This window comes from Tardiphaga sp. 709, assembly GCF_032401055.1.
Classification (GTDB): domain Bacteria; phylum Pseudomonadota; class Alphaproteobacteria; order Rhizobiales; family Xanthobacteraceae; genus Tardiphaga.
Window position 1 is genome coordinate 2,849,550 of the sequence record NZ_CP135529.1, and the last position, 18,725, is coordinate 2,868,274.

The following is an 18,725-nucleotide window of genomic DNA, read 5'->3' on the forward strand; positions in this document are numbered from 1 at the left end:
ACTACTTCGCCGTAATCGGCGGCGCCGTTTTCTCCGCAGGCGCCGGCGGCAGCGCCGGCTTGGCACCGGCATCTCGCGCTTCTGCATCCGGACGGGCCGGCTGCGGCGGGGTCTCCTGCGGACGCTGGCCGGTTGTCGCCGGCTCAGACGGTGCTGCTGGCTTGCTTTCAGCACCTGGTGTCGACTGCAACGGCGGCGTCGCCTGCGCCAGTCGCGCGGATTGTGGTGTCAGCGTGAGCCGCGCCATTGCCGACGTCGATGCGCCCAATCCTGCAGCCGTCGCCAAGATCGCGATCGCGAAATAAGTCCGGAACACGCGCATCTGGGTCGTCGAGATCATGGCATCCACCGCAGTTAATGTGCGGTGACAACGGGAGCCCGCCGCCAAAGTTCCCGAGCCGGAAAGTCGCAGATCGCCGATGGCGCCTTGGACTTCTTTTGGACGACTAGTCCTTGGTGCTGACGTCCCATGTGGCGTTGCGCACACCCGCATACGCCTCGAGCCGGGCGGCCACAGCATCCAGCTCCTTGGGATCGACGGCCGTCGAGACCAGCGTGGCGACGATCTCCTGCTGGGTGTCGCTCTGCTCGATCACATCGACATCGCCGACTGGATATTTTGCGGCTTCCAGCGTCTCCTGCAGGCGCTCGCGCATCTCGGGTACTACCTCGGGCGAGACCGTGAGCCGCACGTAGTAGGTCACTTCCGACGACTTCGCGTCCAGCGGCGCCCGGTTGATCGCATTCACCAGCGGCCGCAGCAGCGTATTGCCGGCCAGCACGAAAAACGTAAGCGCGATAGCCTGTGCGATCATGTCCGCGCCGGCGCAGGAGCCGACCGCCGCGGAACTCCACAGCGTCGCCGCCGTATTGAGGCCGCGCACATTGGTGCCTTCCTTCATGATGACGCCCGCACCGAGAAAGCCGATGCCGGAGACGACATAGGCGATCACGCGCACCGCGCCATCGGCACCGTGCAGCTGCATCGCAAGATCGACGAAAGCGGCCGCCCCGAGCGCCACCAGTACATTGGTGCGCAGGCCCGCGGTGCGCTGGCGATATTGTCGCTCCGCACCGATCAGCGTGCCCAGCACAAAGGCCGTGGCCAGGCTGAGCAGCGTATCGAGGAAGTCGTAAGTCTGGAATGTCGCCAAAAATCGCATGATGCCTGCATGCGTACAGGAAGTGACGGGCGGATGACAATGCCGCCTCGCACCAACCGTCGTGAACTCCCTCTCCCCACAGGGGAGGTGAAAGAGCTACAGCTCCAGCAACCCGGCGTCGCCGTCCTGATCGGCAAAAGCCAGCAGCGTACCCTTGGCATTCCAGGCCAGCGCGCTGACGGGCTGCCCCTTGTTGGCCCGCACCAGAATTTCCGCGCCGTCGGTCATGCGGACCATCAGGATGGTGCCGTCACTGTAACCGGCGGCCAGGATGTCCTGCTTGGGATGACAGGCCACCATGGTGACCTTGGCCTTGAGCGGCGCCAGCATCGCCGGCTCCTTGCCCATCGGGCCGTCCTTGCTCGCGAACGGCCAGATGATAACCGTATCGGCGCCCGAGGTTGCCAGACCCTTGCCGCCGGCGCTCCAGGCAATGGAGCGCACGCGTGCCGGATAGCCGGTCATGCGCATGTGCTTGCCGTCCACGAGACGCCAGCCATGCAGCGCCGGCTCATGCATTGCGGTGACCAGAAACTTGTTGTCCGGGCTGAAGGTCACGCCGAGATGCGAACCGGCCCATTCCAGCACTTCGGCATTGCCGGCCATGTTGGGAAACCATAGCGTCACGCCGTTGTAGTGGGCTATCGCGAGCCGCAGCCCTTTGGGCGCGAATGCAAGGCCGCCAACGGTCGATGGCACCTCGAAGAATTTCACCTCGCCCTTCGGCGCCTGCACGAAGGCCGTCTTGCCCGCCGACCACGCAACAGCGCCGTCGGGATGCAAAGCTACACTGTCGATCCAGCGCCTCTTGGCGTCGGTCGCAAAGGTCGAGACTGCGCCGTCGCGGTCGAGCACGACGACCTTGCCGTCGTCACAGCCCATGACGATGCGCTTGCCGTCGGAGGTCGAGCACAGGATGCCACCGAATGCGACCTCGACGGGCGACATGGCACCCGCCGGATCGACCAATGTGACTTTCTCCTCGGCGCCAACGAAGGCAGCCTTGTCACCGAGAAAATGCACTGATGTGACCGACGCACCGATGGCCACCGGCAGCACGCGGTCGGTGACCGAAACGATGGATTCCTGCTCCTGCAGCGGATTGAAATCGGACATCATCAGGCGGGGATGCAGCGTTCGAAGCCGTCGCGGATTAACTGCTCGGGCAGATCGCGACCGATGAAGACGAGGCGGCTTTCGCGCTTCTCGCCATCCTTCCACGGCCGCTGATGATCGCCTTCCAGCATCATGTGCACGCCCTGAAACACGTAGCGGTCATCGTCGCCAGAGAACGACAGGATGCCCTTGGAGCGCAGAATCTTGCCGCCCTCCTTGGCCATCAGGTCCTGCAGCCAGGGCATGAAGGTCGAGGCATCGAGCGCCTTGTCGGTGCGCAGCGACATCGAGTGCATGTCCTCGTCGTGGTAGTGCTTCAGCCCGCCATGACCGTGATCGTGGTGATGATGGCCGTGATCGTGGTCATGATGATCGTGACCGTCGTCCGCGTTGAGGAATTCCGGTTCAATCTCCAGAATACGATCGAGATCGAACGCGCCGCGCTCCAGCACGTCGGACAGCTTCACCTGCGCGCGTTCGGTCTTGTGCAGCTTGGCATAGGGGTTGATCGCGCGGATGCGCGCTTCGACTTCGGCGAGCTCAGCCTTCGAGACCAGATCGATCTTGTTCAGCACGATGACGTCGGCAAAGGCGATCTGATTCTTCGCTTCCGGCGCGTCCTTGAGGCGGTCGCTCAGCCATTTGGCATCGGCTACGGTCACGACGGCATCGAGCCGCGCATGGGCCTGCACATCCTCGTCGACGAAGAAGGTCTGCGCGACCGGCGCGGGATCGGCGAGACCCGTGGTCTCGACGATGATCGCGTCGAACTTGCCCTTGCGCTTCATCAGGCCGTCGAGAATGCGCACGAGGTCGCCGCGCACGGTGCAGCAGACACAGCCGTTGTTCATCTCGAACACTTCTTCGTCCGCGCCGATGATGAGGTCGTTGTCGATGCCGATCTCGCCGAATTCGTTGACGATCACAGCGTATTTCTTGCCGTGGTTTTCCGACAGGATGCGGTTCAGGAGGGTGGTCTTGCCGGCGCCGAGATAGCCGGTCAGCACGGTCACGGGAATTTTGTTGGCAGTCGCTTCAGACATGATTTCTCCGGCGGGTCTTTTCAGGGGCAGCGCCGGCAGCAGGGGTGCCCCTGCGCTAACTGGTCAGCGCGCTCGTCAGCGCCTTTATATTGTGCCTGACCATATCAATGTAAGTGGGTGCATCGCCGTTTTCGGGCGTCAGGCTGTCGGAATACAGCGTTCCGCCGATTTTTGCCCCGGTCTCGGCGGCAATCCGGCGCATCAGCCGGGGATCGGCGATGTTTTCCAGAAAAACCGCCGGAATTTTCGAGATCTTGAGCTGGGTGATGATGACCGCGATATCCTTGGCGCTGGGCTCGGAATCCGTCGAAACGCCCTGCGGCGCAATAAATTCGATGCCATAGGCTGCTGCGAAATAGCCGAAGGCGTCATGGGTCGAGATCACCTTGCGGTGTGCCGCGGGAATGGTAGCGATGGCCGCCTTCACGTCATTATCTAGGACGGCTAGCTTCGCGAGATAGACCTCGGCATTCGCCTTGTAGGTGTCCGCACCGGCCGGATCGGCCTTGACCAGCGCATCGCGAATGTTTGCGACGTAGATCCTGGCATTGCCCACAGACTGCCACGCATGCGGGTCCTCGTGCGAGTCGAGCTTGCGCGGTGCGATGCCCTGGGTTGCGGTGACGATGACAGCCTTACCACCCGATGATTTGACCAGCCGCGGCAACCAGCCTTCGAAGCCGAGGCCGTTGACGACAACGAGCTTCGCGTCGGCGATCTTTTTCGCGTCACGCGGCGTCGGTGTGTAGACATGCGCATCGCCATTCGGGCCGACCAGGGTCGTGACAGCGACTCGCTCGCCACCGACATTGCGCACGAAGTCACCCAGGATGGAGAAGCTGGCGACGACATCGATCCTGTCCTGGGTCTTGTCCTGCGCACGCGCCGGGACGATCGCATTGACGAGCGACAGGACGGCACAAAGGACAAATACGCTGCATTTCCGCATGACTGACACACCTACGCCTCAAGATGCCGGCCGGGGAATAGCTGCCTCACCAAGCCACTGACATTGCCGAACAAAACCGAAAACACATACAGCACCGCAGCGACCAGAATGATCGCGGGACCGGACGGCACCTTGGTCTGGAACGACAGCACCAGACCGAAGTAACCGGAGATCATCGCGCTCGCGACGGAGATCATCATCATCCCCGTGATATCGCGCGACCAGAACCGGGCGATCCCCGCCGGCAGAATCATCAGTCCCACCGCGAGCAGCGTACCGAGCGCATGAAAGCCGTTGACGAGATTGACGACGACCAGCGCGAGAAACGCCAGATGCGCGGGTGCACCGGCGCGCGAGACCGTGCGCAGAAACACCGGATCGACGCATTCGATCACCAGCGGGCGATAGATGACCGCCATCACCACCAGTGTGATCGTCGCGTTGAAGGCGATCACCAGCAGCGTCTGATCGTCGAGCGCGAGAATGTTGCCGAACAGCACATGCAGCAGATCGATATTGGTGCCGCGCATCGAAACGATCGTGACACCGACTGCCAGTGATACGAGATAGAAGGCTGCAAGCGACGCATCTTCCTTGATGACGGTGACACGCGAGACCAGGCCCGCCAGCAGTGCGACGGAAAAGCCTGCAATCAGGCCACCAAACGTCATCGCGAACAGGTTGAGCCCGGAGAACAGGAAGCCGATCGCCGCCCCTGGCAGGATCGCATGTGCCATCGCGTCGCCGACGAGGCTCATCCGCCGCAGCATCAGGAACACGCCGATCGGCGCACCGCCAAGCGCGAGCGCGATGACGCCGGCCAATGCACGACGCATGAATTCAAATTCGAGGAAAGGCGCGATCAGCGCATCGTAAAGCATGTCGATCAGGCCGCCCGTGAATGTGCGGGATCGACGACGCAGGTACCAGCACCGTCATCGAAGGCTTCACACATGCGCCGCGCCTCGAGCAGGTTATCCGCCGTCAGCACTTGTTGGGTTGGTCCCCAGGCGACAGAGCCACGCGCCAACAGCAGCGTCTCCGGAAAATGCGCGCGCACGGTCTCCATATCGTGCAGTGCCGCCAGCACTGTACGCTTTTCCGCGTGCCAGTGACGCACCAGCGCAATCAGATCCGCCGACGTCTTGGTGTCGATCGCATTGAACGGCTCGTCGAGCACGATGACGCGTGCGTCCTGCAACAATACCCGCGCAAACAGCATCCGCTGCATCTGGCCGCCTGACAGCGTGCCGATATTGCGGTTCTCGAATCCATTGAGGCCGACGGAGGCGAGCGCCTGTCCTATTTGCGCGCGCGCGGTCTTGCCAAGGCCGCCGAATATGCCCGTCGCGCGCCACAGGCCGGTGCCAACGAAGTCGAACACCGAGATAGGGAATGTGCGGTCGATATCGACGCTCTGCGGCAGGTAAGCGATGTCGCGTGCCTTCAGTCCGCCAAGCGTGATCGCGCCCGTCAGCGGCTTCAGGATGCCGACGATGCCGCGAAACAGCGTGGATTTGCCGGCGCCGTTCGGCCCGACCACCGCGAGCAAACTGCCAGCTGCGATCTCGCCATTGAGGTGATGCACCGCCGGATGCCGGTCATAGCCCAGTGTGACATTCTGGAAAGCGAGCTGTGCCGTCATGATGGCCTCATCGCCAGCAGAACCACCGCCCAGAGCGCTGAGGAGACCACCAGTGCCGCCCCGAGGCGTGCCGGCAACGTCATGCGCAGGATCGACCAGGGCGCTGGCTGGGCCGGATGCGGGCTTGCCGGGCCGTGGCTGTGGGTATGACCGTGGCCGCGCGCGTGACCATCGGAATGGTCATGACCGTGGGAATGGGAATGCGCCATGAAATCGGGCCTGGCCAATGAATCTCCGGCGCCAAGGCGCCTGACCCTCATTTATGTTATAATATAACATACCGCAAGCCCGAGAGGGCTCAAGCGAAGTGGCGGACCAGCGCCAGGCCGGCAAAGAGCCCGGCAATCGACAGCACCACCGAGCCCAGCACATAGGCCAGGGCGAGGCCCAATTCGCCGCGCTCACAGAGCACTGCCGTATCCAGTGAAAAGGCCGAAAAGGTCGTGTAGCCGCCGAGGATGCCGGTCATCAGGAACAACCGCCATGGCTGCGAGGCCTCGCCCTTGAAAGCGAGATAGCCGGCAATCAGGCCCATCACCGCGGAGCCGGTGACATTGATGATGAAGGTGCCCCACGGGAATGCCATCCCCATGCAGCGGGCGCAGGTCATGTTGATGACATAGCGCAAGGTAGCGCCAAGCCCGCCGCCGACAAAAACCAAAACATAATTCATCGAACACCCGCTGCGCTTGGTGGCTCACATCATTCCGTTCTGCCGCAGCGTGCCTGCGGCGGCAAGTCGCGGCAGGCCGACCAAGACACGAAAACGTCACGACAACGAAAAAAGGCGGCAGCTTGCGCCACCGCCCTTCCCACGCGTCATTAAACGCAAATCGAAAGCGATCAGACCGCCTTGCCGAACTGCTCGTCGACATAGTCCCAGTTCACAAGGTGATCGACGAACGCCTTGAGATAGTCCGGACGACGATTGCGATAGTCGATGTAGTAGGAGTGCTCCCAGACGTCGACGCCGAGGATCGGGGTCGCGCCATGGACCAGCGGGCTTTCGCCGTTCGCGGTCTTGGAGATTTCCAGCTTGCCGTTCTTGACCGAGAGCCAGGCCCAGCCGGAGCCGAACTGGCCGACGCCTGCGGCGGCGAAGTCGGTCTTGAACTTCTCGAGACCGCCGAGATCCTCTGTGATCTTCTTCTCCAGACGGCCGGGCAGCTTGTCGCCACCGCCGTTCGGCTTCATCCAGTTCCAGAAGTGGAGATGGTTGTAGTGCTGGCCGGCATTGTTGAAGAGCGCGGCATTCTTGCCGAACGAGCCCTTCACGATTTCTTCAAGCGATTTGCCTTCGAATTCGGTGCCCTTCAGCAGGTTATTGCCGTTGGTCACGTAAGCCTGATGGTGCTTATCGTGATGGAATTCCAGCGTTTCCTTCGACATATGCGGCGCGAGCGCGTCATAGGCGTAAGGCAGGTTGGGAAGCGTGAAGGTCATGGGTCCAGATCCGCAATAATGGGAGAGTTGGCTTAACGGGAACCCTTATAGAAGGTTCCGTCCGGCTCCGACACTCCCATCTTCGCGATCTCGATCGCTTCCCCCTCCGCGATCAGGCGGCACTCGGCATTGCAGCGGGGACCGCATCGCGTCGCACCGGTGGCTTCACGTTCATCAGCATCTGGAAGCATCCGGCGATCAGCCCGATCACGACGGCGAATTGCCACGCACGGTCGTAATTGCCGAGATGCGAGAAGATCATTCCACCGCCCCAGGCGCCGAGGAAAGATCCTGCCTGATGGCTGAGGAAGGCGATACCGGTGAGCGTGGCCATGAAGCGCAGGCCGAACAACTGTGCCACGAGGCCGTTCACCAGCGGCACCACGCCAAGCCACAGCGATCCCAGCACGGCCGCGAAAATCATGGTCGTGGTAGGAGTTGCCGGAAAATAGAAGTAGGTGGCGAGCGCCAGCGAGCGGACGATGTAAATTCCGCCGAGCAAAATCTGCTTCGGATACCGGCCACCGAGCCAGCCAAAGGCATAGGAACCAAACACATTGAACAGACCGACTACCGCCAGCGCTGTCGCGCCGAGCGACGCGTCGAGGCCGCAGATCGCCAGATAATTCGGCAGATGCGTGGTGATAAAGACGAGCTGCAGGCCGCAGACAAAGAACGACAGCGCGAGCACGATATAGCCGGAATGTCCGAGCGCGGACTGCACCACTTCGCCCATCGACTGCGGCAGCTCGTCGATCGCTGCGCGTTCGATCTTGTCGGACTGGCCGGCAAACAATGCGGCAGGAACCATTACAGCAACCAGACCGAGGAAGCCGATCAGTGCGACCTGCCAACCGGCAGTCGAGATCAACGTCTGCGCCAGCGGTGAGGCAATGACGAGGCCAAGCGAGCCGGCGGCCGACACAGCACCCATGGTGACACTGCGCTTGGCAGCGGACACACTGCGCGAGGCCACCGTCATGGTCATGCTCGATGCAGTACAGGACAGTGCGAGGCCGACACACAGGCCGGCGCCCAGGATGAAAACCAGCGGCGTGGTCGCGACCATCATGAAGACGAGGCCGGCCGCATAAATCAAAACGCCGATGATCATCACGTGACGGGTACCGAAACGATCGGCGATGGCACCGACGAAGGGCTGCGAGATGCCCCAGATCACGTTCTGCAAAGCGGTGGCCAGCGAGAAATCGGCCGTGGTGATTGCGGTGTCGCGCAGAATCGAGGGTTGAAACAGGCCGAAGCTCTGGCGCATGCCCATGGCCAGGCTGAGCAGCGTCGCCGCGCCGGCCAAAATCGCCCAGCGCTGGTATTTGGAGAGCTCCGCCTCGGTCATTCCAACGTTTCCTTGATCCCTAGAATATTATTCTCAGATAAGCACTGGATTCGACAGGTTACTACCCTCGGACCGACCTATAAGGGCTGCACAAAGCGCAGAGGTGGCGACCGAAATGAGCATCGAAATCGAGATTGTGACCGGCGATGCCTCATGGCCGAGCGTCAAACCGCTGTTCGACTTGGTTTGGCCGCGCGAGGCCGTCGAGAAACTATCCTGGGGACACGTGGTCTTCGCCTATCCCGAATTGCGGGTCATCGTGGAGGACGACGGACAGCCGGTCTGTCATGTCGGCCTGTATCGGCGCGACGGCATGTGGAAGGATCGCAAGACGCGGATTGGCGGCATCGGCGGCGTTGTGACGCATCCCGACTATCGTCGTCGCGGTCTGGCCAGCCTGGCGCTCACCGCCGCTCTCCATACGCTGAAAGACGAACGCGCCACCGATTTTGCGCTGCTATTCTGTGAACCGCACAATGTGGATTTCTACACCGGCCGCAACTGGAAGCCGTTTATCGGCGAGGTCTATGCCGAACAGCATGGCGAGCGGGTACGCTTCGATGTCATGACCCCGCTGGTGTCCTACCTGAAGCGGGCGCCGCATGAAGGCGAGATGGACCTTTGCGGGCTGCCGTGGTGACCACCACCGGTTGACCTGAGAAAGCCGCGTCAAATTGAATCGATCATGATCATTTGAGACGCTGAGTAGTCTCAAACGCGGCGACGCGGCATTGCACAAATCCCATTTCTTGTTATGCAGACCGCCTGATCCGAGGAGACACGCATGGCCGCCAGATTCACCGTTATGATCGCATTGCTGGGTGCAGTGTTCGCAGGCTCCGCTGCGCAAGCACAATCGGGCGGCGAAGCGACGGGCGTCTGGCAGACCCAGGCCGGCGATGCGCAAGTGCGGGTCAGCAAATGCGGCACCATCCTGTGCGGCACCATCGTCTCGCTGCGCGACAAGATTGATCCGCAGACCGGTAAGCCGCCGATCGACGACAAGAATCCCGATCCCGCGCTGGCCAAGCGCTCGATGATCGGCATTCACTTGTTCTACGATATGCGCCCAACCGGAGCGAACACGTGGTCGGGCCGGATCTACAATGCCGATGACGGGAAGATCTATACAAGCAACGTCGCGCTGACCGGTCCGAACACGCTGAAGGTCGAAGGCTGCGTCGGCGCATTCTGCGGTGGCGAGAACTGGACCCGCGTCGGTCGCTGATCAGGCGATCTCTTTCAAGCTGACATAGCCTTCAATGCGGTGGCCGCCGAGGCATAGCCACCGCGCGCGCCGTCGATGAAATGTACGTGATCGCTGCGGATGGCTGACGGTGTGAAACACGTCATCATCGCGGCATCCTGCCGATGCAGACCATAGCGCACCGTTCCTTCCGAGGCCGCCGCAACAAGAAGCTGCTCCAGCGCGCGTTCGAGATCGGGCGTGCAATCCAGAATCATGCGCAGGCTGTCGTCGTATTTGCGGAAATCCGAATTCTCGACCAGTTGCTGCACATAGGTCTTCGGCACGAAGCCGCCGACGCTGATGCCAAAGCGCATCACGACATAGACGAACAGGGTGCGCGCGAGCACCCGTATCCGAAAACGCGCCAGCGAGCTCGCTCCCCGGCCGGCCCGGATCTCATAGTCCAGCCCTGCAGGCGGCCACCTCAGCGCTGGGCCGCCGGCAGGCACGGGACGGCCCGCATTAGGACTGCGTTCGACCAGTGCGATGATGTCTTCGATAACGTGACGAAATGCGGATGGGTCGGCTCCCGCTGCAGCCGTCACCAACACCGACAGAATCAAACCATGTGCCGATGGAATTTCCTCGAAGCGACATGAGAGTCCGGAGAGATCGGGATAGGTCCCGACAGGTGCCGGCGTCACCGCGAATTCGCCGCGCTTCATCGCGGCCTCTGCCCAGCCCAATCCGCCACCGGAAAACATCGCATAGGACACGTTCTTCGACGGACCGAAGCGCGCCACGCACACATCCAGCCCCTGCGCGCGGATGTCTTTAATCGGCACCAGGGCCACGCGCATCACGAGATCGAGATCGTGCTTCACCCAGGTGGCCGTCGTCGCCAATGCCCCACTGGCGCGATCGAGATCGTCCGGCGAGACTGCGAAGCTCGCGCCATCGCCGCCGAACACGAAGGGGAATTCGCGGCCGTCCAACGCGTTGGTCACGGCAGCAATGACGGCAGCGCCGGCCATGTTGACGGCCTTGTAGCGCTGTTCGGCGATGGCCTTGGTGGATTCCACGATATCGGCGACGCCGATGATCCAGTCATCCGGCAGCGGCTTGTACAACGCCGGGTCCATCACCCGATCGAAGCCGTAAAATATTGAAATGTCGGCGTAAAAAGCGCTGACGCCGGTCGTCATGATACGAAATGATCCTGCGGCACGTTGCGTCAACCCAAAGACGCTACTGAGCGAGGACTCATAGCACGCAATTTCGACGGGCGTGCGGTATCAGCAATCCAAAGTCGTCTGCCGCTCCCATTCGGTGAGCTGACGGCAGTGCTCATTCCAATCGCTGTGTTTGAGCTTGAGGTACGACCCGACCACGACCTCGCCGAGCTGTGCCTTCAACACGTCGGATGCTTCGAGCGCCCGCAATGCGTCGAGCAGGTTCAGCGGCAGCTGCTTTGCCTTCGGCGCCTTCGCGCCTTCCGTATACATATTGATGTCGAGCCGCGGACCGGGATCGCGGCTGTTAGCCATGCCATCGAGGCCGGCGGCCAACAGCGCCGCAGGCAGCAGATACGGATTGACCGCACCGTCGGGCAAACGGAATTCGAAACGGCCCGCATCGGGAATGCGGATCATGTGGGTGCGGTTATTGCCACCATGGGTCACCGTGTTCGGCGACCAAGTCGCGCCGGACAGCGTGCGTGGCGCGTTGATGCGCTTGTAGGAATTCACCGTCGGATTGGTAATCGCGCAAACCGCGTCGGCCGAATGCACGAGGCCGCCGATGAAGTGATAGGCGGTCTTCGACAGACCGAGTTCACCGGCCTCATCTTCAAATACGTTCGATCCGTCCCTGGTTGACCACAGCGACGCATGGACGTGGCAGCCATTGCCGGTGAGATTGGCGAAGGGCTTCGGCATGAAGGTCGCCTTGTAACCGTGCTTCTCGGCAATCGACTTGACCATGAACTTGAAGAAGGCGTGGCGATCGGCCGTCTTCAGCGCGGTGTCGAATTCCCAGTTCATCTCGAACTGGCCGTTGGCGTCTTCATGATCGTTTTGATAGGGCTTCCAGCCGAGCGTAATCATCGCATCGCAGATTTCGGCGACGATCTCGTAGCGCCGCATCAGCGCCTGCTGGTCGTAACACGGCTTGGCCTGCTGATCGGCGGGATCGGAGATCGCAGTACCATCCGGCGAAATCAGAAAATATTCGCACTCGACGCCGGTCTTGAGTTCGACGCCCTGCTCTGCGGCCTTTGCGATCAGGCCTTTCAGCACCTGACGCGGATTCTGCGCCACCGGCTTGCCGCCCATATAGAGATCCCCGGTGACCCAGGCGACGCCGGGTTTCCATGGCAGCAGCGTCAGCGTCTCCATGTCCGGCATTACGAGGACGTCGGGATCGGCGGGCGTCATATCGAACCAGGCGGCGAAACCGGCAAAGCCCGCGCCGGATTTCGCGACGCTGTCCATCGCGGTCGCCGGCACCAACTTGGCGCGCATGCCGCCGAACAGATCGACAAAGGCAATGAGGAAATATTTGAGGTCGTGTTGCTTGGCTAGTTCGGTCCAGGTCGTCATTGACATCTCCGAAAGTAAACCAGCCGTTACGGCCTGTTAGATATTGCTGCCGGGAATCCAGTTCGTTCCGGCGAGAGGGACCCTCGCCATCGCTGCCGACTCCATTGTCAGCGCCACCAGATCTTCCGGTTCGAGATTGTGGACGTGGCTCTTACCGCAGGCGCGCGCGATGGCTTGCGCCTCAAGCGTCATCACCGACAGGTAGTTCGCGAGCTTGCGGCCAGCGACGACGGGATCGAGACGCGCGGCCAGCACCGGATCCTGCGTGGTGATGCCCGCGGGATCGCGGCCCTCATGCCAATCGTCATAGGCGCCGGCCGTGGTGCCGAGCTTCTGATATTCAGCTTCCAGCGCGGGATCATTATCGCCGAGCGCGATCAATGCAGCCGTGCCGATCGCCACCGCGTCCGCGCCAAGCGCGAGACACTTGGCGACGTCAGCGCCATTGCGGATGCCGCCGGAGACGATCAGCTGCACCTTGCGATGCATGCCGAGATCCTGCAGCGCCTTCACCGCCGGCGGGATCGCGCACATCGTGGGCAGGCCGACATTCTCGATGAAGACGTCCTGCGTCGCAGCCGTGCCGCCCTGCATGCCATCGAGCACGATGGCATCGGCGCCGGACTTCACCGCGAGCGCGATGTCGTAATATGGGCGGGACGCACCGACCTTCACGTAGATTGGCGTGTTCCAGTCGGTGATCTCACGCAGTTCCTGTATCTTGATTTCAAGATCGTCAGGCCCGGTCCAGTCCGGATGCCGACAAGCCGAGCGCTGATCGATGCCCACAGGCAAGCGGCGCATACCGGCAACGCGCTCGGTGATCTTCTGGCCGAGCAGCATGCCGCCGCCGCCGGGCTTGGCGCCCTGCCCGACCACGACTTCAATTGCATCAGCCTTGCGCAGGTCGTCCGGATTCATGCCGTAGCGCGACGGCAGCACCTGATAGACCAGCAGATCGGAATGACCGCGCTCCTCAGGCGTCATGCCGCCGTCGCCCGTGGTGGTGGACGTGCCGACGGCGGACGCACCGCGGCCGAGCGCTTCCTTGGCGGGCCCGGACAACGCGCCAAAGCTCATGCCGGCGATGGTGATCGGAATCTTCAGATGGATCGGCTTCTTTGCAAAGCGCGCGCCGATGACGACATCGGTGGCGCATTTCTCGCGGTAGCCTTCCAACGGATAGCGGCTGATCGAGGCGCCAAGAAACAGCAGGTCGTCGAAATGCGGCAACTTGCGTTTGGCGCCGGCGCCGCGGATGTCATAGATGCCGGTCGCGGCCGCACGACGGATCTCCGCGATCGCGGCATCATCGAAGGTCGCGGACTTGCGCGGCGGTGTATGGATCCAGCGGTCTTGCGCGCTCATCAGTATGATCCGACGTTGTCGATGTGGAAGTGATAGAGTTTGCGGGCCGAACCGTAGCGCTTGAATTCGTCGGGGCTGATGCCGTCGACACCCGCGTCATCCAACAGCTTCTTCAGCTCAATCTTGTGCTCGTCCTTCAGCGGTTTCTCGATACAATCGGCGCCGAGGCTGGCCACCGCGCCGCGCACGAAGAGCTGCGCTTCATAGATGGAATCACCGAGGGCCTCGCCGGCGTCGCCGAGCACCACGAGCTTGCCGGCCTGCGCCATGAAGGCGGAGAGATGGCCGACCGAGCCTTTCACGACGATGTCGATACCCTTCATGGAAATGCCACAGCGTGCCGAGGCATTACCGTCGATCACCAGCAGCCCGCCATTGCCACTGGCGCCCGCCGCCTGCGAAGCGTCGCCGGTAACGTGAACGCAGCCCGACATCATGTTCTCGGCCACACCCTGCCCGGCATTGCCGCGCACGGTGACGCGCGCCTGCTTGTTCATGCCGGCACAGTAGTAACCGACATGCCCGTCGATCTCGATCTCGGCGGGGAAATCGAGACCGACCGCGATATTGTGCTGGCCGCGCGGATTCGTGACGGTCCAATGCGTCTCATTGGTGCTGGGTGTCAGCTGATGCAGCACGCTGTTGAGCTCGCGCAGCGGCGACGAAGCGAGATCAACCGTGGGCATCAGTGACGCTCCCACAAATAGACTTTGGCGGGTTCGGGCTCCCAGACCCTGGCGACGTCGATGCCCGGCAGATCGACCAGCGCACGATATTCGGTGCCGAAGGCGACCCAGCGATCGGTCTCGGCCATCACGGCTGGCTTGCAGGCAATGGGATCGCGCAGCACGCCGAAGCCGGTCTCGGTGCCGATGACGAATGTGTAAAAGCCGTCGAGCGCGGCGAGCGACGACGTCATCGCATCCTGCAACGAAGCACCGGCGGCCATTTGCGATGAGATATAGCCGGCGGCGACTTCGGAATCGTTTTCGGTGCGGAACGTCATGCCCTGGCGAATCAGCTTGCGGCGAACGTCGTTGTGGTTCGACAGCGAACCGTTATGCACCAGGCACTGGTCGGTGCCCGTGGTGAAGGGATGCGCGCCATTGGTTGTCACGGCGGACTCCGTCGCCATGCGCGTATGACCGACGGCATGGGTGCCGGTCATCGCATTCAGGCCGAAACGCTTCGCCACGTCAGCGGGTAGACCGACTTCCTTGAACACGGCCATGCGCCGGCCCCGTGCAACCACGTCTACGTCTTTCATGCCGAGGAGCGCAGATGCGACAGCGGCCTCGCGATCGGTGGGGATGCTGATGACGGCGTGAGTATCATGCACCTGATACGCTATCGGCGCACCGGCGACCTTGCCGAGCGACGCCACCAATGCAGCGAAATCAAACGACGGCGCGGCACGCAGCGTCAGCTTGATCTGTCCGGCATCGCCGTCGCCATAAACAGCAAAGCCTGCAGAGTCGGGGCCGCGATCGCTCAGCGCTTCCAGCATGCCGGAGAGCAACCCGCCTAATTCGGGGGCCAGCTTTTGATCTTTCAGAAACAGACCGGCAATGCCGCACATGGCTCGCGTCTCGCTCGTTGAATGCCCGTGGACCTTGCCCGAAACAAAACCGCCATGTCAACCAGAGAGAAAATAGTTTTCCTGACAGGAAATATCGCTATTGTCGGGAAATCAACGCTGCAGGAAACGTCAACGTGAAAGCAAAACCGAAGAAAGCGAAATCATCGCCCGCGCGATCAAAGCCGGAGGAATTGCGCACAGGTTCGAACGCGCCGCTGGAAGTCGGCGGTTCGCTGGAATCCAAGATCGGCAACGAGGTGCGGCAGCTCCGCAAGGAGCTGGAGCTGACGGTGGCCGAGCTCAGCACATCGGCGGGCATCTCGACCGGCATGTTGTCGAAGATCGAGACCGGCAGCATCTCCGCATCGCTGGGGACGCTGAACGCGCTATCGAAAGCGCTCAACGTGCCGATCTCCAGATTCTTTCGCGAGACCGAGGAAGAGCGCGACTGCTCATTCGTGAAGGCCGGCGCGGGTGTCAAGATCGAACGGCGCGGCACGAAATCCGGCCATCACTATCAATTGCTCGGCCAGTCGATCCATGGCGAGCTCGGCGTTGAGCCCTATCTGATCACCCTCAACGAGGACGCCGAGGCCTATACCAATTTTCGCCACGCCGGGGTCGAGATGATCTACATGCTATCAGGCAAGGTGCGCTATCGCCACGCCGACCAGACCTATCTGATGGAGCCCGGCGACACGCTGTTCTTCGACGCAGCCGCGCGGCACGGCCCGGAAGAACTGGTGAAGGCACCGATGACGTATCTGTCGGTGATTATCTATCCGCGGCGGAGTTAGTCAGGTTGTCATTCCGGGGCGCGCGCATCTTCGCGCGCGAACCCAGGAATCTCGGCGTGTTCAGCCATTTCTGGATTCCGGGCTCGGTCCCGTCGCCTGCGGCGCCGGTCCCGCCCCGGAATGACGGCATGGGTCGGCAGCTTGTCCTTTCACATCATCCGATCCTGCGACGGAGCCACATCAAACTGCCGCCGATACATCCGTGCGAAATGGCTAGCGCTGGCAAAACCGCATTCGGCCGAGACCTCGACCACCGGCATGGAGGTCTGCTGCAACAGCGCGCGCGCCTTGGCGAGGCGCAGGGTCAGGTAATGCTGCTCGATGGTGACGCCGAGATGCGCGGTGAACAACCGCTCGAGCTGTCGCACGGACACGCCGGCCGCCTTCGCGAGTTCTTCACGCGGCGCAAGGCTAGCCAGTCGCCGCTCCATCACGGTGATTGCCGAGAGCACCGCGCGATTGCTGGTGCCGAGGCGTTCGCGCAATGAAATGCGCTGGCTGTCATCGCCAAGGCGCACGGCGGTTTGCAAGAACCAGTCGCTGACCTTCGCCGCCAGCGCCTGGCCGTGATCCCGGCGAATGATCGCATGCATCATGTCAAGCGCCGCGACACCGCCGGCGCAGGTCAGGCGGTTGCCATCGATCTCGAACAAAGTGCGCGTCGGCTCGATCTCCGGAAAGGCTTCGATGAAGGCATCGAGATGCTCCCAATGGATCGTGCAGCGCACACCATCGAGAATGCCGGCCTTGGCGAGAATGAACGGCCCGCCGGATACACCGCCGATCGCGCAGCCCGAGCGCGCGAGGCGACGCAGCCAGGCCAGCGTCTTGGCATCATCGAAACCAGCGGGATTTCCGCCGGCGCAAACCAATACAGTGTCATAGCGCACGCCGTCGGCAATGGTGTGATCGGACGCCACCGACAATCCGTTCGATGCTAGGATCGCGTCGGCTCCGGTCGAGATCTGTAGCCACTGATACAGTTTCTTGCCGGCCAGGACATTGGCAGCTCGCAGTGGTTCGATCGCCGAGGCGAAGGACATGAGCGCGAAGCCGTCGATCAGGAGAAAGCCGACGCGGTGGGGCTGGGCCATAGATTTGAAGACTCAGTTTCCGCGCCCGTTCAGATCATGAACGTCGCGGCGTTACGCCCATTCGCCCTTACGGAACACCGGCACGCGGCGGCCGTCGGTGTGGACACCATCGATATCGACTTCGCCAGAGCCGATCATCCAGTCGATATGGATGAAGCTCTTGTTGCCGCCCTGCGCTGCGATCTGTTCGGGCGTGAGATCGCCGCCATTGACGAAGCACTTCGAATAGCACTGGCCGAGCGCGATGTGACAGGCGGCATTCTCGTCGAACAGCGTGTTGTAGAACAACAGCCCGCTGGCCGAGATCGGCGACGAATGCGGCACCAGCGCGACTTCGCCGAGCCGACGCGAGCCTTCGTCGGTGTCGAGCACCTTGTTGAGTACTTCCTCGCCGCGTGAGGCCTTGGCCTCGACGATCTTGCCGCCCTCGAAGCGCACTGCGATGTCGTCGATCAGCGTGCCCTGATAGGATAGCGGCTTGGTCGAGCGGACATGGCCGTTGACACGCGCGGCATGCGGTGTGGTGAAGACTTCCTCGGTAGGGATATTGGCGTTGCAGATGATGCCGTTCTTGGCCGTCGATGCGCCGCCTTCCCATTCATGGCCATCGGCAAGACCCACCACGAGATCGGTACCCGGCCCGGTGAAATGCAACGCGTGGAAGCGCTGCGCGTTCAGCCATTCGGTGCGGCTACGCAACGCAGCATTGTGCTTGGCCCATGCCGCGATCGGATCGGCACCATCGACACGCGACGCCGCGAAGATCGCATCCGCAAGCTTTTGCACGGCAACGTCGTCCTCGTCGCCGGGAAACACCTGCTTGGCCCATGAGAGCGTCGGATAGGCGATGATATTCCAGTTGATGTCGAAGCCAGCGATCTTCTGCAGCGCAGGCTGATAGGCGATGGAATTCGCCTTGCTGGCGCGCGACACCTTGGCCGGATCTTCATTGGACAGCAGCATCGGATTGTCGCCGACGATGGCGAGGCGCGCGGTGTTGCTGCCGAGCGCCGTGGCCATGCCCTCATAGAGCCAGCCGGCGGCGCGATCGAAGCTCACATCGTGACCGTAGCGATAGCGCGCCAACGTCATCTCTTCATCGGAGAAAAACGGTGTCACCAGGCCTGCGCCGGCCTTGTAGGCATGTTCAGCGATCTTGCGCACCAGCGGCAGCGCCGCGGCGGGGCCGGTCAGCAGCAGATCCTGCCCCGGCGCCAGTTGCAGCCCAACTTTCACGGCGACTTCGGCCAGACGGTCGAGCTTCACGGGATCGATGGGGGTGGACAAATTGCGCTGGTGAACGGTCATGCAGAGGCCCTGACTGATGTGGAAGTGGCTGGACCGAATGTAGGCGCAGATGCGCCTTGCCGCCAGCCGGTCCGCCG

At 62.1% G+C, this 18,725-nt stretch carries 21 protein-coding genes; 3 read left to right on the plus strand and 18 right to left on the minus strand.

Translation table 11 applies throughout. The features are described 5' to 3' along the window. Position 1 precedes the first annotated feature (1 nt). The 11 genes from RSO67_RS14000 to RSO67_RS14050 form a co-directional block, all read right to left on the minus strand. On the minus strand, positions 2 to 340 hold the full coding sequence (locus RSO67_RS14000; protein ID WP_315843937.1) for a hypothetical protein: 339 nt from the start codon (positions 338 to 340) through the stop codon (positions 2 to 4). A gap of 106 nt (positions 341 to 446) precedes the next feature. Then, on the minus strand, positions 447 to 1,163 hold the full coding sequence (locus RSO67_RS14005; protein ID WP_315843938.1) for an MgtC/SapB family protein: 717 nt from the start codon (positions 1,161 to 1,163) through the stop codon (positions 447 to 449). 96 nt (positions 1,164 to 1,259) lie between these two features. Then, positions 1,260 to 2,282: a WD40 repeat domain-containing protein gene (locus tag RSO67_RS14010; RefSeq protein ID WP_410001855.1), complete on the minus strand. Its 1,023-nt coding sequence runs from the start codon at positions 2,280 to 2,282 to the stop codon at positions 1,260 to 1,262. Then, a complete protein-coding gene (locus tag RSO67_RS14015; protein WP_231079121.1) occupies positions 2,282 to 3,322 on the minus strand; it encodes a CobW family GTP-binding protein in 1,041 nt (346 codons plus the stop codon). Before RSO67_RS14015 ends, RSO67_RS14010 begins: the two co-directional genes overlap by 1 nt. Positions 3,323 to 3,377: 55 nt before the next feature. Continuing rightward, complete coding sequence (locus RSO67_RS14020; protein ID WP_315843939.1) at positions 3,378 to 4,271, minus strand: metal ABC transporter substrate-binding protein; 894 nt, start codon at positions 4,269 to 4,271, stop codon at positions 3,378 to 3,380. Positions 4,272 to 4,282: 11 nt separating this feature from the next. Next, a complete protein-coding gene (locus tag RSO67_RS14025; protein ID WP_315843940.1) occupies positions 4,283 to 5,152 on the minus strand; it encodes a metal ABC transporter permease in 870 nt (289 codons plus the stop codon). 5 nt (positions 5,153 to 5,157) lie between these two features. Next, on the minus strand, positions 5,158 to 5,916 hold the full coding sequence (locus RSO67_RS14030; protein WP_315843941.1) for an ABC transporter ATP-binding protein: 759 nt from the start codon (positions 5,914 to 5,916) through the stop codon (positions 5,158 to 5,160). Next, positions 5,913 to 6,125, minus strand: a complete 213-nt coding sequence (locus RSO67_RS14035) for a hypothetical protein (protein ID WP_315844248.1) — start codon at positions 6,123 to 6,125, stop codon at positions 5,913 to 5,915. The genes RSO67_RS14030 and RSO67_RS14035 overlap by 4 nt, the downstream gene beginning before the upstream one ends. A gap of 89 nt (positions 6,126 to 6,214) precedes the next feature. Next, positions 6,215 to 6,589: a fluoride efflux transporter CrcB gene (crcB, locus tag RSO67_RS14040; protein ID WP_315843942.1), complete on the minus strand. Its 375-nt coding sequence runs from the start codon at positions 6,587 to 6,589 to the stop codon at positions 6,215 to 6,217. A 170-nt stretch (positions 6,590 to 6,759) separates the two neighbouring features. Continuing rightward, positions 6,760 to 7,359, minus strand: a complete 600-nt coding sequence (locus RSO67_RS14045; RefSeq protein WP_115032938.1) for a superoxide dismutase — start codon at positions 7,357 to 7,359, stop codon at positions 6,760 to 6,762. 112 nt (positions 7,360 to 7,471) lie between these two features. Then, on the minus strand, positions 7,472 to 8,713 hold the full coding sequence (locus RSO67_RS14050; RefSeq protein ID WP_315843943.1) for an MFS transporter: 1,242 nt from the start codon (positions 8,711 to 8,713) through the stop codon (positions 7,472 to 7,474). A gap of 115 nt (positions 8,714 to 8,828) precedes the next feature. Between RSO67_RS14050 and RSO67_RS14055 the strand changes: the two genes are divergently transcribed. Beyond that, positions 8,829 to 9,353, plus strand: a complete 525-nt coding sequence (locus RSO67_RS14055) for a GNAT family N-acetyltransferase (protein WP_315843944.1) — start codon at positions 8,829 to 8,831, stop codon at positions 9,351 to 9,353. Between the two features lie 144 nt (positions 9,354 to 9,497). After that, positions 9,498 to 9,941 carry a DUF2147 domain-containing protein gene (locus RSO67_RS14060; protein ID WP_315843945.1) on the plus strand — a complete coding sequence of 148 codons (444 nt, stop codon included), beginning with the start codon at positions 9,498 to 9,500 and terminating at the stop codon, positions 9,939 to 9,941. Positions 9,942 to 9,955: 14 nt separating this feature from the next. On the opposite strand, the gene RSO67_RS14065 is transcribed toward RSO67_RS14060, so the two are convergent. The 5 genes from RSO67_RS14065 to RSO67_RS14085 form a co-directional block, all read right to left on the minus strand. Continuing rightward, a complete protein-coding gene (locus RSO67_RS14065) occupies positions 9,956 to 11,107 on the minus strand; it encodes a DUF3095 domain-containing protein (RefSeq protein ID WP_315843946.1) in 1,152 nt (383 codons plus the stop codon). Positions 11,108 to 11,197: 90 nt separating this feature from the next. Further along, complete coding sequence (gene glnT / locus RSO67_RS14070) at positions 11,198 to 12,502, minus strand: type III glutamate--ammonia ligase (RefSeq protein WP_315843947.1); 1,305 nt, start codon at positions 12,500 to 12,502, stop codon at positions 11,198 to 11,200. A gap of 36 nt (positions 12,503 to 12,538) precedes the next feature. Beyond that, positions 12,539 to 13,870, minus strand: coding sequence for an FMN-binding glutamate synthase family protein (locus RSO67_RS14075; protein WP_315843948.1), 1,332 nt, complete (start codon positions 13,868 to 13,870; stop codon positions 12,539 to 12,541). After that, positions 13,870 to 14,556 carry a protein glxC gene (locus RSO67_RS14080; protein WP_315843949.1) on the minus strand — a complete coding sequence of 229 codons (687 nt, stop codon included), beginning with the start codon at positions 14,554 to 14,556 and terminating at the stop codon, positions 13,870 to 13,872. The genes RSO67_RS14075 and RSO67_RS14080 overlap by 1 nt, the downstream gene beginning before the upstream one ends. Then, positions 14,556 to 15,449: a glutamine amidotransferase family protein gene (locus RSO67_RS14085; protein ID WP_315843950.1), complete on the minus strand. Its 894-nt coding sequence runs from the start codon at positions 15,447 to 15,449 to the stop codon at positions 14,556 to 14,558. The genes RSO67_RS14080 and RSO67_RS14085 overlap by 1 nt, the downstream gene beginning before the upstream one ends. Positions 15,450 to 15,583: 134 nt before the next feature. On the opposite strand from RSO67_RS14085, the gene RSO67_RS14090 reads away from it, so the two are divergent. Continuing rightward, positions 15,584 to 16,246 carry an XRE family transcriptional regulator gene (locus RSO67_RS14090; protein ID WP_315843951.1) on the plus strand — a complete coding sequence of 221 codons (663 nt, stop codon included), beginning with the start codon at positions 15,584 to 15,586 and terminating at the stop codon, positions 16,244 to 16,246. Between the two features lie 149 nt (positions 16,247 to 16,395). Here the strand turns inward: RSO67_RS14090 and RSO67_RS14095 are convergent, their stop codons facing one another. After that, positions 16,396 to 17,340, minus strand: a complete 945-nt coding sequence (locus RSO67_RS14095; protein WP_315843952.1) for a GlxA family transcriptional regulator — start codon at positions 17,338 to 17,340, stop codon at positions 16,396 to 16,398. Positions 17,341 to 17,391: 51 nt separating this feature from the next. After that, on the minus strand, positions 17,392 to 18,648 hold the full coding sequence (locus RSO67_RS14100) for an aminopeptidase (protein ID WP_315843953.1): 1,257 nt from the start codon (positions 18,646 to 18,648) through the stop codon (positions 17,392 to 17,394). Between the last annotated feature and the right edge of the window lie 77 nt (positions 18,649 to 18,725).

Coding starts and splice junctions, on each gene's coding strand:
- RSO67_RS14000 (WP_315843937.1), bottom strand. CDS start 340: ATGATCTCGACGACCCAGATGCGCGTGTTCCGGACTTATTTCGCGATC.
- RSO67_RS14005 (WP_315843938.1), bottom strand. CDS start 1,163: ATGCGATTTTTGGCGACATTCCAGACTTACGACTTCCTCGATACGCTG.
- RSO67_RS14010 (WP_410001855.1), bottom strand. CDS start 2,282: ATGATGTCCGATTTCAATCCGCTGCAGGAGCAGGAATCCATCGTTTCG.
- RSO67_RS14015 (WP_231079121.1), bottom strand. CDS start 3,322: ATGTCTGAAGCGACTGCCAACAAAATTCCCGTGACCGTGCTGACCGGC.
- RSO67_RS14020 (WP_315843939.1), bottom strand. CDS start 4,271: ATGCGGAAATGCAGCGTATTTGTCCTTTGTGCCGTCCTGTCGCTCGTC.
- RSO67_RS14025 (WP_315843940.1), bottom strand. CDS start 5,152: ATGCTTTACGATGCGCTGATCGCGCCTTTCCTCGAATTTGAATTCATG.
- RSO67_RS14030 (WP_315843941.1), bottom strand. CDS start 5,916: ATGACGGCACAGCTCGCTTTCCAGAATGTCACACTGGGCTATGACCGG.
- RSO67_RS14035 (WP_315844248.1), bottom strand. CDS start 6,125: ATGGCGCATTCCCATTCCCACGGTCATGACCATTCCGATGGTCACGCG.
- crcB (WP_315843942.1), bottom strand. CDS start 6,589: ATGAATTATGTTTTGGTTTTTGTCGGCGGCGGGCTTGGCGCTACCTTG.
- RSO67_RS14045 (WP_115032938.1), bottom strand. CDS start 7,359: ATGACCTTCACGCTTCCCAACCTGCCTTACGCCTATGACGCGCTCGCG.
- RSO67_RS14050 (WP_315843943.1), bottom strand. CDS start 8,713: ATGACCGAGGCGGAGCTCTCCAAATACCAGCGCTGGGCGATTTTGGCC.
- RSO67_RS14055 (WP_315843944.1), top strand. CDS start 8,829: ATGAGCATCGAAATCGAGATTGTGACCGGCGATGCCTCATGGCCGAGC.
- RSO67_RS14060 (WP_315843945.1), top strand. CDS start 9,498: ATGGCCGCCAGATTCACCGTTATGATCGCATTGCTGGGTGCAGTGTTC.
- RSO67_RS14065 (WP_315843946.1), bottom strand. CDS start 11,107: ATGACGACCGGCGTCAGCGCTTTTTACGCCGACATTTCAATATTTTAC.
- glnT (WP_315843947.1), bottom strand. CDS start 12,502: ATGACGACCTGGACCGAACTAGCCAAGCAACACGACCTCAAATATTTC.
- RSO67_RS14075 (WP_315843948.1), bottom strand. CDS start 13,870: ATGAGCGCGCAAGACCGCTGGATCCATACACCGCCGCGCAAGTCCGCG.
- RSO67_RS14080 (WP_315843949.1), bottom strand. CDS start 14,556: ATGCCCACGGTTGATCTCGCTTCGTCGCCGCTGCGCGAGCTCAACAGC.
- RSO67_RS14085 (WP_315843950.1), bottom strand. CDS start 15,449: ATGTGCGGCATTGCCGGTCTGTTTCTGAAAGATCAAAAGCTGGCCCCC.
- RSO67_RS14095 (WP_315843952.1), bottom strand. CDS start 17,340: ATGGCCCAGCCCCACCGCGTCGGCTTTCTCCTGATCGACGGCTTCGCG.
- RSO67_RS14100 (WP_315843953.1), bottom strand. CDS start 18,648: ATGACCGTTCACCAGCGCAATTTGTCCACCCCCATCGATCCCGTGAAG.